The sequence below is a fragment of the Asticcacaulis currens genome, assembly GCF_028550395.1.
Classification (GTDB): domain Bacteria; phylum Pseudomonadota; class Alphaproteobacteria; order Caulobacterales; family Caulobacteraceae; genus Asticcacaulis; species Asticcacaulis currens.
The window spans coordinates 315,469-332,489 of record NZ_JAQQKW010000004.1 but is presented as its reverse complement, the minus strand read 5'-3'; the positions used below and the strand labels follow the sequence as shown (position 1 = coordinate 332,489).

12 protein-coding genes and 1 pseudogene are annotated in these 17,021 nt (G+C 52.2%); 8 read left to right on the top strand and 5 right to left on the bottom strand.

Annotation, left to right across the window (positions count from 1 at the left end):
- Window positions 1–1,307: 1,307 nt before the first annotated feature.
- A complete protein-coding gene (locus tag PQU94_RS09045) occupies window positions 1,308–1,505 on the top strand; it encodes a hypothetical protein (protein WP_272741134.1) in 198 nt (65 codons plus the stop codon).
- Window positions 1,506–1,841: 336 nt separating this feature from the next.
- Here PQU94_RS09045 and PQU94_RS09040 read toward each other — a convergent pair whose 3' ends face one another.
- Genes PQU94_RS09040 through PQU94_RS09030 form a run of 3 tightly spaced genes read right to left on the bottom strand, consistent with a single transcriptional unit; the run spans window position 1,842 to window position 4,705 of the window.
- The gene (locus PQU94_RS09040; RefSeq protein ID WP_272741133.1) at window positions 1,842–2,777 is read right to left on the bottom strand and encodes a HEPN domain-containing protein; all 936 of its coding nucleotides are present in this window, start codon (window positions 2,775–2,777) and stop codon (window positions 1,842–1,844) included.
- On the bottom strand, window positions 2,737–4,413 hold the full coding sequence (locus tag PQU94_RS09035) for a type IV secretory system conjugative DNA transfer family protein (protein ID WP_272741132.1): 1,677 nt from the start codon (window positions 4,411–4,413) through the stop codon (window positions 2,737–2,739). The genes PQU94_RS09040 and PQU94_RS09035 overlap by 41 nt, the downstream gene beginning before the upstream one ends.
- Window positions 4,414–4,435: 22 nt before the next feature.
- The gene (locus PQU94_RS09030) at window positions 4,436–4,705 is read right to left on the bottom strand and encodes a hypothetical protein (protein ID WP_013478062.1); all 270 of its coding nucleotides are present in this window, start codon (window positions 4,703–4,705) and stop codon (window positions 4,436–4,438) included.
- Between the two features lie 507 nt (window positions 4,706–5,212).
- Here PQU94_RS09030 and traA point away from each other — a divergent pair.
- From traA to PQU94_RS09000, 6 genes are all read left to right on the top strand, one after another.
- Window positions 5,213–8,500: a Ti-type conjugative transfer relaxase TraA gene (traA, locus tag PQU94_RS09025; protein ID WP_272741131.1), complete on the top strand. Its 3,288-nt coding sequence runs from the start codon at window positions 5,213–5,215 to the stop codon at window positions 8,498–8,500.
- A gap of 11 nt (window positions 8,501–8,511) precedes the next feature.
- Entirely contained in the window at window positions 8,512–9,228 is a 717-nt protein-coding gene (locus tag PQU94_RS09020; RefSeq protein ID WP_272741130.1) for a DUF6118 family protein, read from the top strand.
- A gap of 1,131 nt (window positions 9,229–10,359) precedes the next feature.
- On the top strand, window positions 10,360–10,881 hold the full coding sequence (locus PQU94_RS09015) for a hypothetical protein (RefSeq protein ID WP_272741129.1): 522 nt from the start codon (window positions 10,360–10,362) through the stop codon (window positions 10,879–10,881).
- On the top strand, window positions 10,874–11,149 hold the full coding sequence (locus tag PQU94_RS09010) for a hypothetical protein (protein WP_272741128.1): 276 nt from the start codon (window positions 10,874–10,876) through the stop codon (window positions 11,147–11,149). The genes PQU94_RS09015 and PQU94_RS09010 overlap by 8 nt, the downstream gene beginning before the upstream one ends.
- Window positions 11,150–11,538: 389 nt before the next feature.
- Window positions 11,539–11,925, top strand: coding sequence for a hypothetical protein (locus tag PQU94_RS09005; protein ID WP_272741127.1), 387 nt, complete (start codon window positions 11,539–11,541; stop codon window positions 11,923–11,925).
- Between the two features lie 591 nt (window positions 11,926–12,516).
- Window positions 12,517–12,819, top strand: coding sequence for a hypothetical protein (locus PQU94_RS09000; RefSeq protein ID WP_272741126.1), 303 nt, complete (start codon window positions 12,517–12,519; stop codon window positions 12,817–12,819).
- 1,624 nt (window positions 12,820–14,443) lie between these two features.
- Here the strand turns inward: PQU94_RS09000 and PQU94_RS08995 are convergent.
- Entirely contained in the window at window positions 14,444–14,821 is a 378-nt protein-coding gene (locus tag PQU94_RS08995; protein ID WP_272741125.1) for a hypothetical protein, read from the bottom strand.
- 154 nt (window positions 14,822–14,975) lie between these two features.
- A pseudogene (locus PQU94_RS08990) lies at window positions 14,976–15,137 on the bottom strand (transposase); the annotation flags it as partial.
- 920 nt (window positions 15,138–16,057) lie between these two features.
- On the opposite strand from PQU94_RS08990, the gene PQU94_RS08985 reads away from it, so the two are divergent.
- The gene (locus PQU94_RS08985; RefSeq protein WP_272741124.1) at window positions 16,058–16,657 is read left to right on the top strand and encodes a hypothetical protein; all 600 of its coding nucleotides are present in this window, start codon (window positions 16,058–16,060) and stop codon (window positions 16,655–16,657) included.
- Window positions 16,658–17,021 lie beyond the last annotated feature (364 nt).

Genomic DNA, 17,021 nt, shown 5'->3' with positions numbered 1-17,021 from the left:
CGGCGCGATGCGGGCAGATCCACTGACTTACGTGCTTTATAAGAACGTTGACAGCCTTTCTTGAAGAGGGCCATCTTGCATGAATTAGGAAATCAATCCCGGTCCGGGGTGGGGATGTGACGCCGGTCGCGCAAGTTATGCTTTGGATCTTTCTAGCGGCGTGTTGCGCTGGTGTAGCAGCATGGTTTTACGCAGTGTGGAACTTTCATGCCTTGGGACCGATTAACTTTATCCCAAAGGGAATGTCTGACGCGAAACAGGCTCGTAGAAAGAAAGCCGTTCGACGGGGCGTCCTCGCTTTCTTTTGTGCAATTGCTGTAGCATTTGCGGCTGGTGGGGTCGCACATTTGGCGGGAGGTTGGGGGTGAAAGCGCGTAGGAGCGTGCGCGGAAACCCGTGCCTCAGTTGGCGATACTTGGATAAGGCAGCGGGGCGATTGGGGCGCAGAAGGCTAAACTCAACGACATCTGGGAATTGTGTCGGGTTATAAAAGGACGGTATCTGCAGTTGCGAATTCTATCAAAGAAAATGATTGGGGATTTGGAAGAGATCAATAATAGAAAAGGGGTTTTCAGAATAAAGATTGAAAGGGTTAAGAATTGAATCATAAAAATTTCCATCAAATTTCCGTAAGAAATGAATTGTCATTTTTTATATTTTACGAAGTGATATTTTCATTTTTATCTATATTTTATATTGCATTTAATTTTGATGGTATTATTGGACATATTAGAAGTATTGGTGAATTTATTGATGCGTGGTGTGGATTTTTCATTATGTCCATTGTGTGCTATGGCCTGGCGTATATTCCATTTTTGTCGGTTCGATATATATTAAAATTTCTTTTTAGAAATATTTATACATATTTCTTTACTATGCTATTTTTTTCCATTTCGCTGTTTTATTTAGTGGTTGGGCCCGTATTTTTTAAATGACTTGAAAGTCTTCTAAGGCACAGACTTTAGAACCGGATTGCATAGCCTAAGGGGGCGAGTTGGACGCGAAAATCGACCTCTAGAGGGTCAGAATTGCGCGCGATTTTACACTCGAAGAGAACAATCCCACTGACAAACGGGGGCAAAATTCAGGTTGAACGGCGCCGATTATGCCGGAGCATCTCACTCGTGAGTAAGCTAGCAGTCAAACGATCACCCCGCGTAGAGGACGTCGGCTGGCTCAAAATTGTCGCCGGTCAGCGAAAACGCGCTTCATCGGTATTGACCGCGTCATTTGGGCCTTCACCTTCGCCTGAGCAGTTTGTAATCTCGAACGGTTGCCGAAACCAATTGCAGGGGCGGGGCTAAGACATGCCAACTAAACTCGAGGGCCCTGGTGGTGGAATCTACCACACCATCTCGGACGAGATCACGGTCTGTGTTGGCGAGGAGCATAATTCGATCCAACTCAAAGCCGTCTCGTCGTTTGGCGACCCAGTCGACCTCGGAGAGGGCGAGGTCGAAGAGCTGATCGAACTGCTGCAAGCGCTTCTGGAAAAAATCCGGTGATTTACGAGCCTCTATCAACGGCCTGTCAATCTCCGCTTATCCGGTCAGCAGGTTATGGTAAAACCCTTCCCACTCTCCCGGCTCTTTGTTGCGCGTCATGTACTCCTCTCTCTCAGCCACCGAGAGCGATTTGAACCACTTTCTGTATTCGCGTGCGTAATCCTCGCCACCACCCATTCGCCATCCCATGCAATATCGCGAATACGTGGGGAACTTTTCCCAGAGTGGATCCATCAAAACATCCTATCCATCCAGAGATCTTTCAAGGCGGTCAGTACCGATGAGGCCAGATTGTTACCCCGGAATCTGAGGCATCTGAACGCCCGCAATCCCACCTCAACCGGCCCCGATGAGGCGTTCACCGCATACAGCTTCAACCGTCTCTTGCAATAACTGCACGCGTTCGCAAAGCCACGCCAATTCGTCCTCGCCGATCTTGTAGCTCGCTGAGTATCGAGCCTCGACATACGCCCGGCGAAGCTGATCGAAGGCTTGCCGATGTAGCTTGGTATCGTTCGGCCAGATGTTCTTCAACCGGTCATCCAGCGCTTCTGCCTGCGACCGCAGCATGGTGATGCGATGGCTCTTGGGGCTGTAGAGTTTTAGCACCAGCAAGAGGGAGTGATACAGGGCTTCGGTGGCCTGATGTAGATTAAAGGCCGCCATATTTCGCCAATCTTTGTTGATTTGATCCCCAGCAGTTAGGAAGAACTGTTCGGCTCTAGTTGACCACTGCTCATAATGCCCCCTGGCTTCTGCCAGCCGCTCTGCCTCCGTCAACGGCTTGGGCGCCACCAGCGGATGCCCCGGGGCCTCGTACAGCATGATCCCGTCACGGGCGATATCGACGAAGAAGGGCCGGCCTCTGGCGAGGTTATCGTTCACTTCATTGAGGCTGTGCACGATGAAGTTGACCGGTGTACGGATGTGCTCAGTGACGGTGTACTCCCGGATCAGATGCTCGTCGGCTTTGGCCCAGTAATCCTGCAGATCGGTAAAGGCCTGACCATTGACGACGATCAGGAGATCATAGTCGGAACGATAACCGGAAGAGCGGTCTTCAACCCAGTCCCCGCGGGCGTAAGACCCAAAGAGGATGATCTTGAGAATACGCCCGGCCTTGCGCTTATCGGAGAGCGCGGTCTTGGTGGCATCTTCGAACTCGTCAAACAGGATCTGCACGACGCGGGTCAGTTCGCGCCGTTTCACATCCGGTAGGTGTTCGAGCTTATCAGCCAGCATCAAAAAGGCCCCGCAGTTCGCGATCAGCATAGTACCGGAGCCGGGTTGCCACAATGGGGCGTTGTCCATTGAGGAACAGGAGTTGTGTATCCGGATGCATCCGTCGCACCTCATCAGGCGTCAGAAGGGGACGGCCGGTGTAATGCTCACTGTAGGAGATGCCGCTCTTATCGGAATCGAGATTGCGGTTCCTTGCTTCGAAGCTCACCGTCTCCTGTCCCAGCAGATCAGAGACCAGCCGTGAGGTCTCGTAGTCGTTGACGCCGAAGACCTGAAGGACACCGGCGTTCGATAGAAACGTGCCGGCCCTCTGGCCATAGAGGGCGCGTAACTGATGGATGTCCTGAAGGATCGGCCAGAGCTGTACGCCATAGCCTGCCATCAGACCCATGGCCCGCTCTACGAAGGACAGATAGCCGAGACTGGCAAACTCATCCAGCAGGTACAAAACGGGCGCGGGGAGACGGTGCCTTGTCCGTACCAGTTCGGTGAGACTTTGCGTCACGAGCAGCCTCAGCCAGCGCGCATAGGTGTCGAGCCGATCGGGCGGCAGAACGAGATACACGGTGGCCACAGAGTGCTTCAGATCGCCAAAAGCAAAATCCGACCCGCTCATCACCTCCGTCATGCGCGGACTGTCCAGAAAATGCGTGTGCCGCTGCGCTGAGGATAAGACGCCTGCGGCCTCACGATCGGCCTTGGACCGGTGGCGGTTCGCCGCCCGCCTGATCAGACCATGGCACGCGTCTGTCTCCTGCATCAGTGAGAGAAGCGCCATGAACTCCGGAACGTCCAGCGTCAGATACTCCCGCAGGGTCGCGAGACTGCGCCGGTGCCCAAACTCTTCAGTGGCGATATAGAGGATAATCCCGGTGATCAGGGCCTTCGCTTCTTCGTTCCAGTGCGCTTCCCCGGCCGTGCCTGGCGCATCGCAGACGAGCGCATCGGCCAGCAGCGCCGCGTCCTCAGCAATATCCGGACTGTCGGGATCAAGTGCCGCCAGCGGATTGAACGAAGCCGATGGCATTCCGGTCACCCCGAAGGGATCCAGAATATAGACCGGTCCAAACGCCGATCTGGCGCGCGCTGTGATGCGGGCGTTCTCGCCCTTGGGATCGACACAAACGACGGAACGGTACTGCACGAGGAGGTTCGGGATGACGGTGCCGACGCCCTTGCCGGATCGCGTCGGTGCCAGGGTCAGAAGATGCGCCGGGCCAGCATAGCGGATGAGCTTGCCACTATGCATATCCCGCCCGATCAGAAGCCCCTCACTCACCTTCAAAACGGCGGCAATCTCCCGCCTCTCAGCAAAGCGCGCCGAGCCATGAGTGTCGGGCCCATCATCACCGCCCAGATGATCCAGAAGGGGCTTAACAAGAAGACGCCAGAGCACGGCAAGGACGATGCCCACCACGATCAGATCAAGTACCCGCTTGAGGGGCTTTCCACCGATGCCGATTAGATGAAACTGGCCCTCAACCCACTCAGACAGAAGCCCCAGCAAAATCAAAATCACGAAGGACAAAACAAGGGCGGCAACAACGTGCTTCCACACCCGAAACGGCGCCGCGAGAATCCAGACAAAAGCCCAGACCGGATCACGCAAGGCGCGTACCAGACCCTTGCGAAGTGCGCGTAACACCCGAAGGACGAAACTGATCATCCCCGCACCCCCCAGAGACTCCCTAACCGGTCTTGCCCGGACCGATCAGATCCTCGAACAGACGCCGGTCGATGTCGCGTGTCAGAAAGCCCGGCAGCTCCCGCCGAATGAAATCGCGCAGATAGTCTGCACTGCTCTCACGGCCCTCTTCGAGACGATGCAGAACCAGCGCCCCTAACAACACCTTGCGGCGCGTATCTCTGGCCCGCTCGTCCTTCGACAACCGCGCCTGCAGTGACTTCCGCTGTGCCTCAAGCTGAGCCAGCCGTTCCTCAATGGATTTACGCGACATGGAAACCTCCTTTGCGAGACACCAACCGCCCAGACACGCACAATCACACGTCGCTAGCGGCTAACGCAAAGTCAGACCGACCAGCATCAGTCCCCACACGGCCCACACCAAAAGCAAACCAGCTCGCCACCAACGCGATAGATGAGACGATAACAAATACCACCATTGCGCGCAATGCCTGTTGTGGTATCGTCCTGATAATCCGGCCTGGCCGGACGCGCGCAAACCGCGCAGCACACCTGAGAAACCCGGCGAAGCGAGGGGTTTGAAGGGCGCACTTACGAGTTGCTTCGCAACTCAGGCGCGGCATCGGCATGGCGATGCGAAGAGAAGGCAAGACGCGGGGGCACCGCCCCCGCACCCCATATGTGGCGTAGCTTACGGTAGCGTCGGCGTTGTCTGTTCTCGCGGGGATGGGGTCCCGCTTTGCGTTCACAGTGACCGTGGCGTTCGTGTTTGTCTCTGAGTGTTCTGGCGTGTCGTCTGGATTTAGCCTGAGAGCGGATCATGGCCATCTACCACCTGAGCATGAAACCCATAGCCCGCGGTTCGGGTCGCTCTGCCGTGGCCGCTGCTGCTTATAGGTCCGGCACCAGACTCACCAACGAACGCGATGGCCTCACGCATGACTACACACGCAAAGGCGGGGTGGAGCATACGGAGATAGTCCTGCCCGAAGGCGTAGAGGCCAACTGGGCACGTGACCGCGAGCAACTATGGAATGCCGCTGAGACAGCGGAGAAGCGCAAAGATGCCCGCGTCGCGCGTGAGATCGAAGTCGCCCTGCCGCATGAACTAAACGCAGACCAGCGCCTGGAACTGGTCAGAGAGTTCTCGCAGTCAGTTGCAAATAAATACGGTGTGGCCGTGGACTTTGCTATCCATGCGCCGGATGAGGCCATGGATGTGCGCAATCACCATGCCCATATCCTCCTGACCACCCGTACCGTTGGCCCTGATGGCCTCGGCGACAAGAGCGACCTTGAACGCGAAAACAAATGGCTGAAGGCCCTTGATCGGCTGACTACGGACCAACAACTCAAAGCCCTGCGTCTGGAGTGGGAAGAACGCACCAATCATGCCCTCGCCAATGCGGGCCATGACATCCGCATTGATCACCGCTCACATGAGGAACGGGGCCTGGAAATTGAACCCACCCAGCATGTGGGTGTGCACGCCACACAGATCGAACGTAAGGGGGAGGAAGTCTCACGCGAACGGCTGGCCGAAGAGGCGAGGGCGCGCAATGCCGATCTGATCCGCCAAAACCCCAATCAGGTGCTGACCCTGATCACCGGAGAGAAGAGCGTCTTCGACCGCAAGGATATCGCCCGTACGCTGCATCGCTACATCAATGAGGACGCCTCAGAATATCAGTCCCTCTTCACAAAGGTAATGGCCTCAGATGAACTGGTGCGGCTGGCCGAAGGCCCTGACGGTACGCGCTATTCCACCCGCGAACTCGTCGAACTGGAAACGCGCATGGCCAGCCATGTCGAGGCCATGGCGCAGCGTACAGATCACGTCGTCGCAGACCGTCACATAGACCGTGCGATAGCCCGTCAGGACGAGGCGATCAGGCGCAGCGCTTCTGCCGGTTTGCCAGAGGACATATCCGCCACAGAACGCGCCCGCCGGCTCAGAGATGTCGGCATGAGCGGAGAGCAAAAGGACGCGGTACGTCACATCACCGGTGATGCTCAGATAGCGGTCGTTGTGGGGTTTGCCGGCGCCGGCAAAAGCACGCTTTTGTCGGCAGCCAAAGAGGCCTGGGAAGCGCAAGGCTACACCGTGCATGGCGCGGCCCTGGCCGGTAAAGCTGTAGCCAGTCTCGAGGAGAGTGCCGGCATAGAAGGACGCACACTGGCGTCGTGGGATACGCGCTGGAAGATGGGCACGTCTGAGCTTGGCCCACGCGATGTTCTGGTCATCGACGAAGCCGGTATGATCGGCTCACGCCAGATGGACCGGTTTGTATCGGAGGCCGAACGCACAGGAGCCAAGCTGGTGCTGGTGGGAGACCACGAGCAGCTTCAGGCCATTGGTGCCGGCGCGCCCTTCCGGGCCATTGCCGAACAGGTGGGTTATGCCTCGGTAGAGGACATCCGGCGCCAGCGCAGCGACTGGCAGAAAGACGCCTCCAAAGCGTTTGCCACCCAGCGCACAGGGCAAGGACTGGCAGCTTACATAAACCATGGCCATGTGCATCTGAAAGCCGACCAAAACGAAGCAACAACCGCACTTGTCCGGGACTATGTGAACGACGTCGAGGCTCGGCCAGAGGGCTCACGCGCGGCCATGGCCCATCGGCGTGTGGATGTGCGCGAGCTCAATGACGGCATCCGTGAGGAGCTTAAGGTGAGGGGACATCTGAAGGGCGAAGACGTCACCTTCAGCACCGACGACGGAGAACGTCACTTCACGGAAGGCGACCGTCTGGTCTTCCTGCAGAATGACCGCGAGATGGGTGTGAAGAACGGCACGCTGGGAACGGTTGAGCGCATCGAGAACGGCAGGATCACCGTGCGGCCTGATGACAGCCAAAAGACAGTTGAGATCAACACGAGAGAGTACAAGGCCTTCGACCACGGCTATGCCACCACCATCCATAAGACGCAGGGGGCCACGGTAGACCGGGCCTATGTGCTGGCCTCAGATACCATGGACCGGCACATGACCTATGTCTCCATGACTCGGCACAGGGACGAGGCCACCCTCTATGCGGGTCAGGATCAGTTTGATAATCACAGGGACCTGACCAGAAGCTTAAGCCGGTCCGGAGCCAAGGAAACGGTTCTGGACTATGTGGATTCAAGAGGCCGACGCCATGACACCGGACAGCCAGCCACAGGCACTGCAGGCTTCGCACAGCGCCGTGGCATGGACGGCGAGATCATCTATCCCGCAAGGCAATGGGCGGTCCCGGAGCCAGGGCCAGAGGCAGCGGCGGCGGCAGGGTCAGAGGCGAGGCAGGAGCGAGACCGAAGCGTCGATGCAGGGGCAGCGCCCCAGATAAGGCGCGACATCTTTGCGGGCTTGAAACTGCCGGTGACCGACACCGACACCCACAGAGACAACGAACCCGCACCTCAAAAGCGCGATATCTTCGCCGGGCTGAAGCTGCCTGTGGCCGATAAAAACGAAGACTTCGATGCCGACACCAACGGGGATCGGGACGCTCATAAGGTTTGGCGGACACAAAAGCCTGAGACAAAGTTGCCCTATTCCGGAAGCCGCTCGCCACTGGAGAAGGCCACCGATCGCTATGCCCGCGCTTATGGCGACATCCAGAAAATGGAGCAAAAGGGACTGCCAGTCCTCGAAGGCCAGAAGCAGGCACTGAAGCAGGCGGCAGAACCCCTCGAAAAGACCCAGCCCGGCGCGGCCAGTGTCATGGCCTCGGGCCTCGAACACGCACCCGGCATGCGGCGCGCCGCAACGGAAATGACTGGGGAGGCGAGAACACAGGCCCTGATCAAGGGCATGGCGGAGGAGCGTCAGGCCCTCGCTGAACCGGCTGTCCGGGCAGATCGCATGGTTGGACGCTGGAAGGCCCTGAGCGAACAGCATGACCGTCTCAGAGGCTGGCAGCACGCGGATGCGCGGAAGGCCCTTAAGCAGCGGATGCAGGAGACGGCGAGGGAGATCGCTCGTGATCCGCAGATGGAATCCCACCTGCGTTACCGGCGCAAGGAGCTGGGTCTTGGGCTGGAACAGAGCCGGGACAGTCTCAGCCGGGAGCTTGAGCGGAAGCTTCAGCGCGGCTTGGAACGAGACCGGGGGTTTGAGCTGTAGAGGGGGAGATCATGGAGGACGACACGTGGCCTAAGGGCAGCACCACTGATGAGGCGGAGGCCGCCACAAAAGCGTTTGATGGGCTGCGCAAAGCGATCGACAAGCGCGGCACGGCGACAGCGGCGGAGCTGAAGCTTATCCGGCAGGGCGTGGAGGCCCTGTTCGATCAGGTCGAAGCCCTTCGGGCGAGGCCCGACCTCGGACAGGATCTGGCTGGGCTCAAGGAGGTGTGCGTAAACATCGCTGACAGGTTGAAGGCCATGGAGACCACGCCGATGCTTAAGGGAGGCGTTCAGGCTTTCGAGCGGGCAGGCGCGAACGTGGTGTGGGCCGCGGTCAAAACGCTGGAGCAAAAGGCCCAACGCTTTGACAGTGCCGCCTTTACGCTCGAACGGATCACAAGGAATCTACAGGATCGGCAGAGGCGGTGGACGCATTTGATAGCTGTCGGCGGTCTCGGGTTGCTGGCAGGCGTTCTACTGGTGTTGTTCGTGTTGCCGAGACTGCTGCCGCTGGAAGTCAGAACCCAGGTAGCCGCTGCATTGGTGGGGACCGACCGGTGGGAGGCAGGTGCGGTCCTGATGCAGGCGGAAAAGCCCGAGGCCTGGGCTGCAATTGTCCACGGTGAGAAATTAAGAGAGAAGAACAGTCAGGCCTTAGGCCGCTGCCGAGAGTTGGCAAAGAAGAGAGGGGCGGCTCAAAAATGCAGCATTACAGTAGCGCCGTAGCGCCGGGCTCCAGGTTGAAATCATCCTTACGTGGCTTCGATCAGACGCAGACCCTATCTGAGGCCTAGGCCATGGCGGATCGCAACCTTGGCGATGATCATCATACGCCGTTACCGAAGGCACTGAGCGCGACAAGGCGTGGGAGAATAGGGAGAAAGAGTTCACCTTGCCACCGCCTGAGGTCGTTACGTGAGGCAGCGCAAATGTGACATCGGGATGTAGGGCGGGCGCTCCCTCTGTTCTGAGAAACCTCCTGCTTCCCGGTCAGCTGAATTGGCAATGAAAATCGCGAGCATCTTGGATTTGCACAACCCTGTGCTAGGGTTGCGCTTAGTGCAAGGGGGCGGCCGGTGCTTGTGATGCGGCTGGCGAAATGGCCGCGCAAGCCGGTAAAGATACGGAGGGGAATAGAGAATGCCGATATCTAGAGTTTCTTATATAAAATTGTTAACTGGTCTTCCGCTTTTTGCATTTTTATCATTAACCTCTCCCTTGTTGTTATTCTCTGAGTTTGCATTGGGTTACGATTTGATAAAGCCATCAAAGTATGGTGCGCTTTTTATATGCTCGATTATAAGTATATACCCTTTGTCATATTTATTAGCTATTTTAATTAGGGCATTTTTTTTCAACGGATTAATTATATACTGTAAATCGGGAAAAATATGCTACTTAAGTTCTATTTTAAAATCGGTCCCGGTGTCTGATGTTAAAATCGTGTCTATAAAGAAAATAAATTACGGTATATACAAGCTAAATTCTATACAATTTGAATTAAGTAATGGCAAGACAAAGTATATTCCTATTGCCTTATCAAGGGAGAGTCCTGAGATAATTGTTGAAAGGGTGGGGAATATTATAAATACTGGGCGGTAAAAATCGAGCATGATCAATCAGTGATACTTTGGTGTTGAGTTTCGCCAAAATCTGACCCTTTGAAGCTTGTAATTTTCGTTTCACGTTGACACTTGGTTCAGCCATGAGCCCGTTACACGATCTGGGGAAGCGTGGGTCAATCCACAGAAAACATGGAGGGGCAAGTTTTGAGGAAAATCAACGGTCATTAACTTTCAGGTGGAATTGGTCGTTGGCCGATCTACCACTAAATCGTTGGGGGGGGGCTTTTGAAATATGATGATGCAGTATTCCGTGTTTGAGAAAGGGCGTTCTGCTCCGGGCAAACCTCATCACATGTATGTGGTAATTGAGGACTCCGAGACTGGTGAGAAGTGGATCGCTCGGGGTGGACCTGACGCGAAGGGCATAATGTTTTTCGCAAAGGCTCTAACCGACACCCTAAAGCTAACATCAGAAGTCACAACTGCGGATAAAAATCAGGATACTCAAGTGATAAAAGAGGGAAATAAATTAGTTAGCATACTGGACTCTACAGTAATAGAGGGTATTTCCGGGCGTGAGGCTGCTAATCAAGATCAAGAGTATTCAAACGCAGTCAACGAAGCGGCTATAGACTATACAGCTCATTCGAATTCCAACAGTTTTGCCGCCGGAGCCTATAAAGATCTTACAGGCAGGTCAGCGGGGAACTCGGATAACTGGGGCAAGGATAGAGACCCTAGCCAGATGACCCAATTTCGCCTCAACAAAGACGATGCATGGCAGAGCCGACTTCAGGATGCGAAAAATGAATAATAAACAGAAAGGGACGGTGATATTTTTTATTGGATTAATTCAATCAGCTATTGTTGTTACTGATTTGTCCTTTGAGTTATTTCAGCTGATTTATATTTGGAGTAGATGGGTGGGGCCGGCATTGTTCTTGATGTTCTGGCTTGGTGTAATTCTGATGATTACTGGGGTCTTCACCTATTTTCACCAAAAAGAAGCCCAGATCATAATAGCAATACCCCGCTCAAGTAGGTTGGTGCCTGTAAATCATATGATCGGGCGATTGGTTTGATCGAGCGAGTGCAGCCGTGTCTGAAGTTCGCCTAAAGGTCTTTGAAATCTGAAGAAAACTGCCTCAAGGCGATTTTTAGCCAGCGCGTGGATCGCGACGGCGAAAATGCGCCGTAAGCCACGGAGGCAACAGGGGAAAATCCATCCCGATACGATCTGCCGCGTCAGAGGTGACAGCTTTTACAAACCGACCCCATCGGGTCAAAAGATGACCTCAATCTATATGCTTACACAGGCGGAGACCCCGTCAATAAGGCCGATCCAACTGGTCTGAGGCCCCCAACGGACCGTGAAAAAGATGTCCTTCGGCTGATATTTGGGAATTTAGACTTTGACAAAGTAGACATCAAGAATGGATCTGCGGGAAACATTGCAGCTATGGTGGCTTTTATGAATGACTCGCCGGCAATTACAATCGAGAATAACATATATGTAAACAAAAACTACTATTCATATGATCTGTCGAAAACCGATCCCGGGCTGTTGGCGCCCGATTATACTCACGTTTGGCAATATAAGTACGCGCCAGATAAAACTAGGCCGTTGGGTATTGCAGCGGATTCAATTAAAAAAATGTCTGGCAAAAATTCATATGATATAACCGAAGTCAACATTGATACAAAATTTAATGATCTGGGCAAGGAACAGCAAGCGCAAGTGGTCGGAGGCTATGTTGATTCGCAAAATAGAGGGGACTCATCGACCTCTGACATGTTCTCCGTCGTGTTGAAGTCCGGAGGTCTGATCCCAGATGTAATGAGGGAAGAAGAATGGTGAGACTGAAAAATAAAATAAATTTTATTGTTAGTATTTTATGCGCTTTAAGTGCTCTAAGTATTGCCTCTTGTTCAAGTGGGTTGGACATCGAGGTTGATCAAGGCAATGGGCAGACGTCTTTTCATGTCTTTTCATCAGGTGTGAATTACAGAAAGCCTTGTGTTAACAGCGTAAGTGTTCTGGATGGAAACGATTTAATTTGGTCAATAAGCAGCTCTCCCAAGTGCGTTGAGCTAAAACATCTCGTATATGGAGAAGTACCGCCTGGGTTTTCAGAGTACGTGGCTAGTCGCCCTCTCGTTCTTGGTAGAAATTATTTCTTGCGCGCGTCAGGTTACGGATGGGTCGGGCACGCAAAGTGGACTTCAAAACCTCTTGATGCGCAGCACAAACAGCGAGTGGAAGTTCAAATGTAAATATTTGGGTGTGTGACTGTGTGTTGAGTTTCACAGAAATTTGACCCTTTGAAGATTGAAATTTTCGTTTCACGCTGACCCCTGGTTCGGCCATGAACCCCTTACACGATCTGGGGAAGCGTGGGTCAATCCATAGCAAACATGGAGGGTCAAGTTTTGAGGAAAATCAAAAAAGATGGGTCAAACTGCAACTTTCCTCATTATTTTTGAAGTCGAAGAGCGGTACGCAACTGCATTCTCAGCCAGCGTTAAAAGCTTAGGTGACTGGGCAATCCTCACGCCGACAACAATAATGGTGAGAACCAAAAAATCTTCTGAGAGCGTCATGGAACAACTGCAGTCCTTGATTGGACCGGGAGATAGCTTGTGGCTCATCACTCCGTCCGCGCCGTGGAGCGGATATGGCGACCCCATTGCGTGTGATCACGTCGAGGCAGCATTGGGCCCGGAAAGCGGAAACTGGGTGCCGAAAGATTAGCCTGCGCTTCATTCTCTGGTCCTCTTTTAGGGGCCAGAGCCAAATCTAAACTGGATCAATTCCAGGGGGCAACGTCGGAATGAATAATGTAAATACGAATGAAAATCCAATGAGGCGCCAAGCTGGATTGCCTGAAAGGATCGCTTACGTCGTTAACAAGATAATTTGGGGGCCCACAAATTGATAAAGCCTTTCATCTTTACAATCGCATTGCTTTTACCCTTAGGAGAGGTCGCTAGATCAGAGGTGGCGACCTACGAAGTTTTCTATTTCGATTTTTCTATAGATCCTTTTGTTCCCACTTCGGAAAGTGATATAGAAAAAAGAGGCTGTTTATACTACATTAATTCTAAGGATTTCCATTCCTCTCTCAGAGAATATAAGCCAAAATCAATATATGACTCCAGAAACGTGAAAGTAAAAATTATTGGCAACAGGGGCCGTGTGTACTTTGTTGATGCGGACGGTAATGTTAAATCTGAAAATGCGCGATATTACGTTGAACCAAGACAATTTTCGTCACTACTGAAACCCAAAGGCAGTTACTGCAGGTAACCTCTCCGCGATTTTGTCGAATTTGGCGGCACGCGCCCTCTTCGGTAACTCTTATTTCTGTGGGGATTTTTTTGGCCGATATCAAATCCATCCACGAAGCGTCGTTATCCCAAAGTTCGCATGCTGGTTTCTTATGCGAAACATTGCCACAAAAGCCTAGGTCTGGGATGCCTATGTCACGCCGTTCGGGGCGGCGCAGGTGTTCACAACGGGCACGGCCAAGGTTGATATCCGCCTGCCTGGCGAATGGTGCCGGGACGAAGCCGCGTGCTCAGGTCTGAACGAGAACCATCACCGCGTCTCAATGATTTCTGTGCGATCGGAAGAGTGGTCGCTCCGAATTTTCTTAGTGCGAATACTCTGGGAGCTGGCGTTGGGAACTACGATTGGACGAAGGGTTTCCCACAGAAAAAAACTTGCGGATGCTGAGAAATATGAAAACGCGACGAAGGTATGTTGTTCGTTATGGTATCGCATTCGGTGCTACGATCGCAATTCAGGCACTGATTGTATTTAAAGCGGTGAAGGAGAAAGTTTTGTTCTCCCCCGGATCTCTCGTAATTATTTTTGGATTATTAGCATGTGATGCTGTCATGCTTTGGAAAGCAATTTCTGGATATCCGAAATCGCACCATAAATAAATCCGATATGCTTAATCACCCATTCTTAGTGTAACTGATGCGAGCGGGCCAACTGTTCTAGGGTTGTTTTCCGTGAAACGGGGGGAAACCGAGCTTCAAAGGTAAGCGCGAATTTCTCTGCACCTTTTGGTGAGGCTTGGGATATTGGAGGATGTGTCCACTAAGAACGGAGGTGGACACCAATTGGATACGTTGAATTTTGGACGTGGCGTTGTTCGTGTTGGGACTGACGGGCGTCGCTGGTATGACCCATTATGGTGTCAAATCGCATTCAAAACACACCCATTTTCGCGTCCAACATAGACTTCTAGACACAGACTTTACAACCGGATTGAATAGCCTGAAGGGGCGAGTTGGACCCGACAAGCGATTTCTAAAGGACCAGAATTGCGCACGAATTTACATGGTTAGCCTTCCTGCGAATGATGTCAGGGCTGACTGAGCCGCTTCCTCACCCACTGAAAAGGGAAAACTAAGACCTTAACCGCAGCGTTATGAAAACGGGTCCCCAATAACACCGCGACTACGAAGTAAAGCCCTATCCTTATTGCCTCCAACGTGTTCGCGCCCTCGAGCTCCGCTTGACAACTTTCAATATGTTCAAGGTCTTTTGTTTTATCAATCGGCAGACCGGCACGCAGGCGTTCCAGTGCATGGCTATAGCGTTGAGAATTCCTCTCTACACACGCGTGATAGCTGCCGCTCAGCGGGGCGAACATAGAAAGCGCCAAAAGTCCATAACCGAGCACCGCCCATTTTAGGCGAGGCATCGCCGTGGTTTTGTACCAGGAATTTTTTTTCTTCATAATGCCTCTCAGCCTACCCGGGCGGTTACGGGAGGTTCGCCACAGTTATCCACTATTCCGGACTCAACGCAAACCTCCGGTCGGACGCGTTAAACGTCGGCGGGCACTAGCACAGGGTATTGTCGCTGGATCGGCTCGATGAGTGTCTCGTTTAGCCGTTGCGCTGGACCATGCGTTCGCCGCTCTTCTCGTGGTAAGCCGCGCCGGTAACAGCGCCGACCTTCATTGCCATCAGGCGCTCGGCGGCAAAATCTATCATCTCCCGCAACAAATCGCTGTCGGAGGTCTTTTCAACAAGCTCTTTCAGGGCCATCATCTAATTGGTCATTGGTGTATCTTTCGTCTCTGGAATGAGTGTAGGAACCCAAACCACATCCGAAACTCACTGATGGCCAACCCGCCACGCTTCAGGCTCTCCTGGCCCTTGAATGGGGCAGCGAGCCTAGCGCTTCGCTCTTACCCAGTTACAGCACACGGTGGGACACCATCAATTGCTGCATTATTTTGCCCGCCGCCTTTAGTAATCCCGGTTAGATAGCTCTCTACTTCAATTCAGTAGTCTCAGCTACCTGTGACTTTGTCCAGACTTCCGCCATACGGTTTGACCTCCTATAAATAAAACCCGACCAATATGACAAATTTTATATTCGCCTTTTTGTCTATTTTTACAGTGTCTATCGTGCTCGACTGGTGCCTTCACGGTCGGGTTCAAAATCTGTATGCTGGTATATCCCGTGAAGAGGCGACGAAATACAAATTTCCGATCTCAATGAGGCTTTTAATGCTTCTAGTAACCGTTTGTTTGTGCGCTTATTCGTATGTACGTAATGAAAATGTTGATTCAATAACTGTATACGGTTCCATGGCCTCGTATCTGTTGTTCAATATATACAGCGCATTTTACTTTGTGCGGTTGATGAAGTGAGGCATACAAAATATTCTCAAAAAATATTTCGCGTATAAATAAATGATATAGGGGCGGATGCAAAAAAATGCATGCTTTTACTGTGTGTATGCGCCGGAGTTGTTGAGTTTTGCAAAAACGTGACCCAATGAAGATCGAATTTTTCTTCCCGGGTCGCCTCTCGCTTTGGTGGTGAACCTGTTGCGGGATCTAGGCAGGCGTAGGTCAATAATCGGCGTACATTCAGAGTTAGGTTTTAGGAAATCAACATACAGTTACTATCACAGCGTTACCGGAGTCTTCGGAATAGACAAAAGTAGATATTGGGTGAAATGAAAAATCATATTTCAATAAAAATTCTTCATTATGTCTTGCTGGGGCTTATGGTTGCGAGTTGCGATCAGGCAGGCCAAAAAGCTAAGGCTGAAAGCGTTTTTTATGTTTCTATACCTGCATCCGTAATTGGCCCAACTAATGGGAGTTCTTATGATAAATGGTCAAAGGTAGCGGCAATTGCGGTAAATTCTACTGTAGGCTCAAGATGTTATTCAGATGAATATTTCTACTATTCCGTTTCTAGTAAAAAGGATGCAAAGAAATTAATATCGACGTTGGCTAATCAGGTTGTTCAGGAAACCTATATCAGCGGCGCTGACTTCGATCGACTTTGCGAGGAAGGGTACTTAAATGCATCTGGCAACAAGTATACAATTGCGTTTCGGACCCCATTGGATGATGCCGGAGGAGTTGTGAACAAGATTTTGTCCGAGAATTTTCAAGCTTCGCTGACTCAGAATATTCACGTTGATCGATGGGGGAGGGGTAAACTCGTCGAATTTACTTACCCAAAAAATTTCGTAAACTCCGAGCGGGATTTCAGGTTAGTCGAGGGGCGGTTGCGCCAAGAGACGGGTGGTAATTGTTGTATTTAGTTTAGGGTTCATCTGGAGAGAAGATTGAGAAGGGCTCGACCATTTAAATACTAGCCCAATTTTTAGCCCGCTAATCATAAAGTTAATAATATATCTCCTTTTTATCAAACGGTTAACGCGATCGGGTAAAGGCTCATAACCTGAAGGTCGTCAGTTCAAATCTGGCTCCCGCACCTTAAGATAAACGCAATAATATCAACACGATAATAAAATTTATGCGTTTGAATCACTTGGCGCAAGTTTTCCTAGCTTGAGGTGAATCTCCTATTACCCTTTGATCTTATTGCTAAAGAAATTAAGCACAAATCACCGCTAAAACCTGACGGTCGTAGATCTTTATCGTTCATACGACCGTCATGTGGAG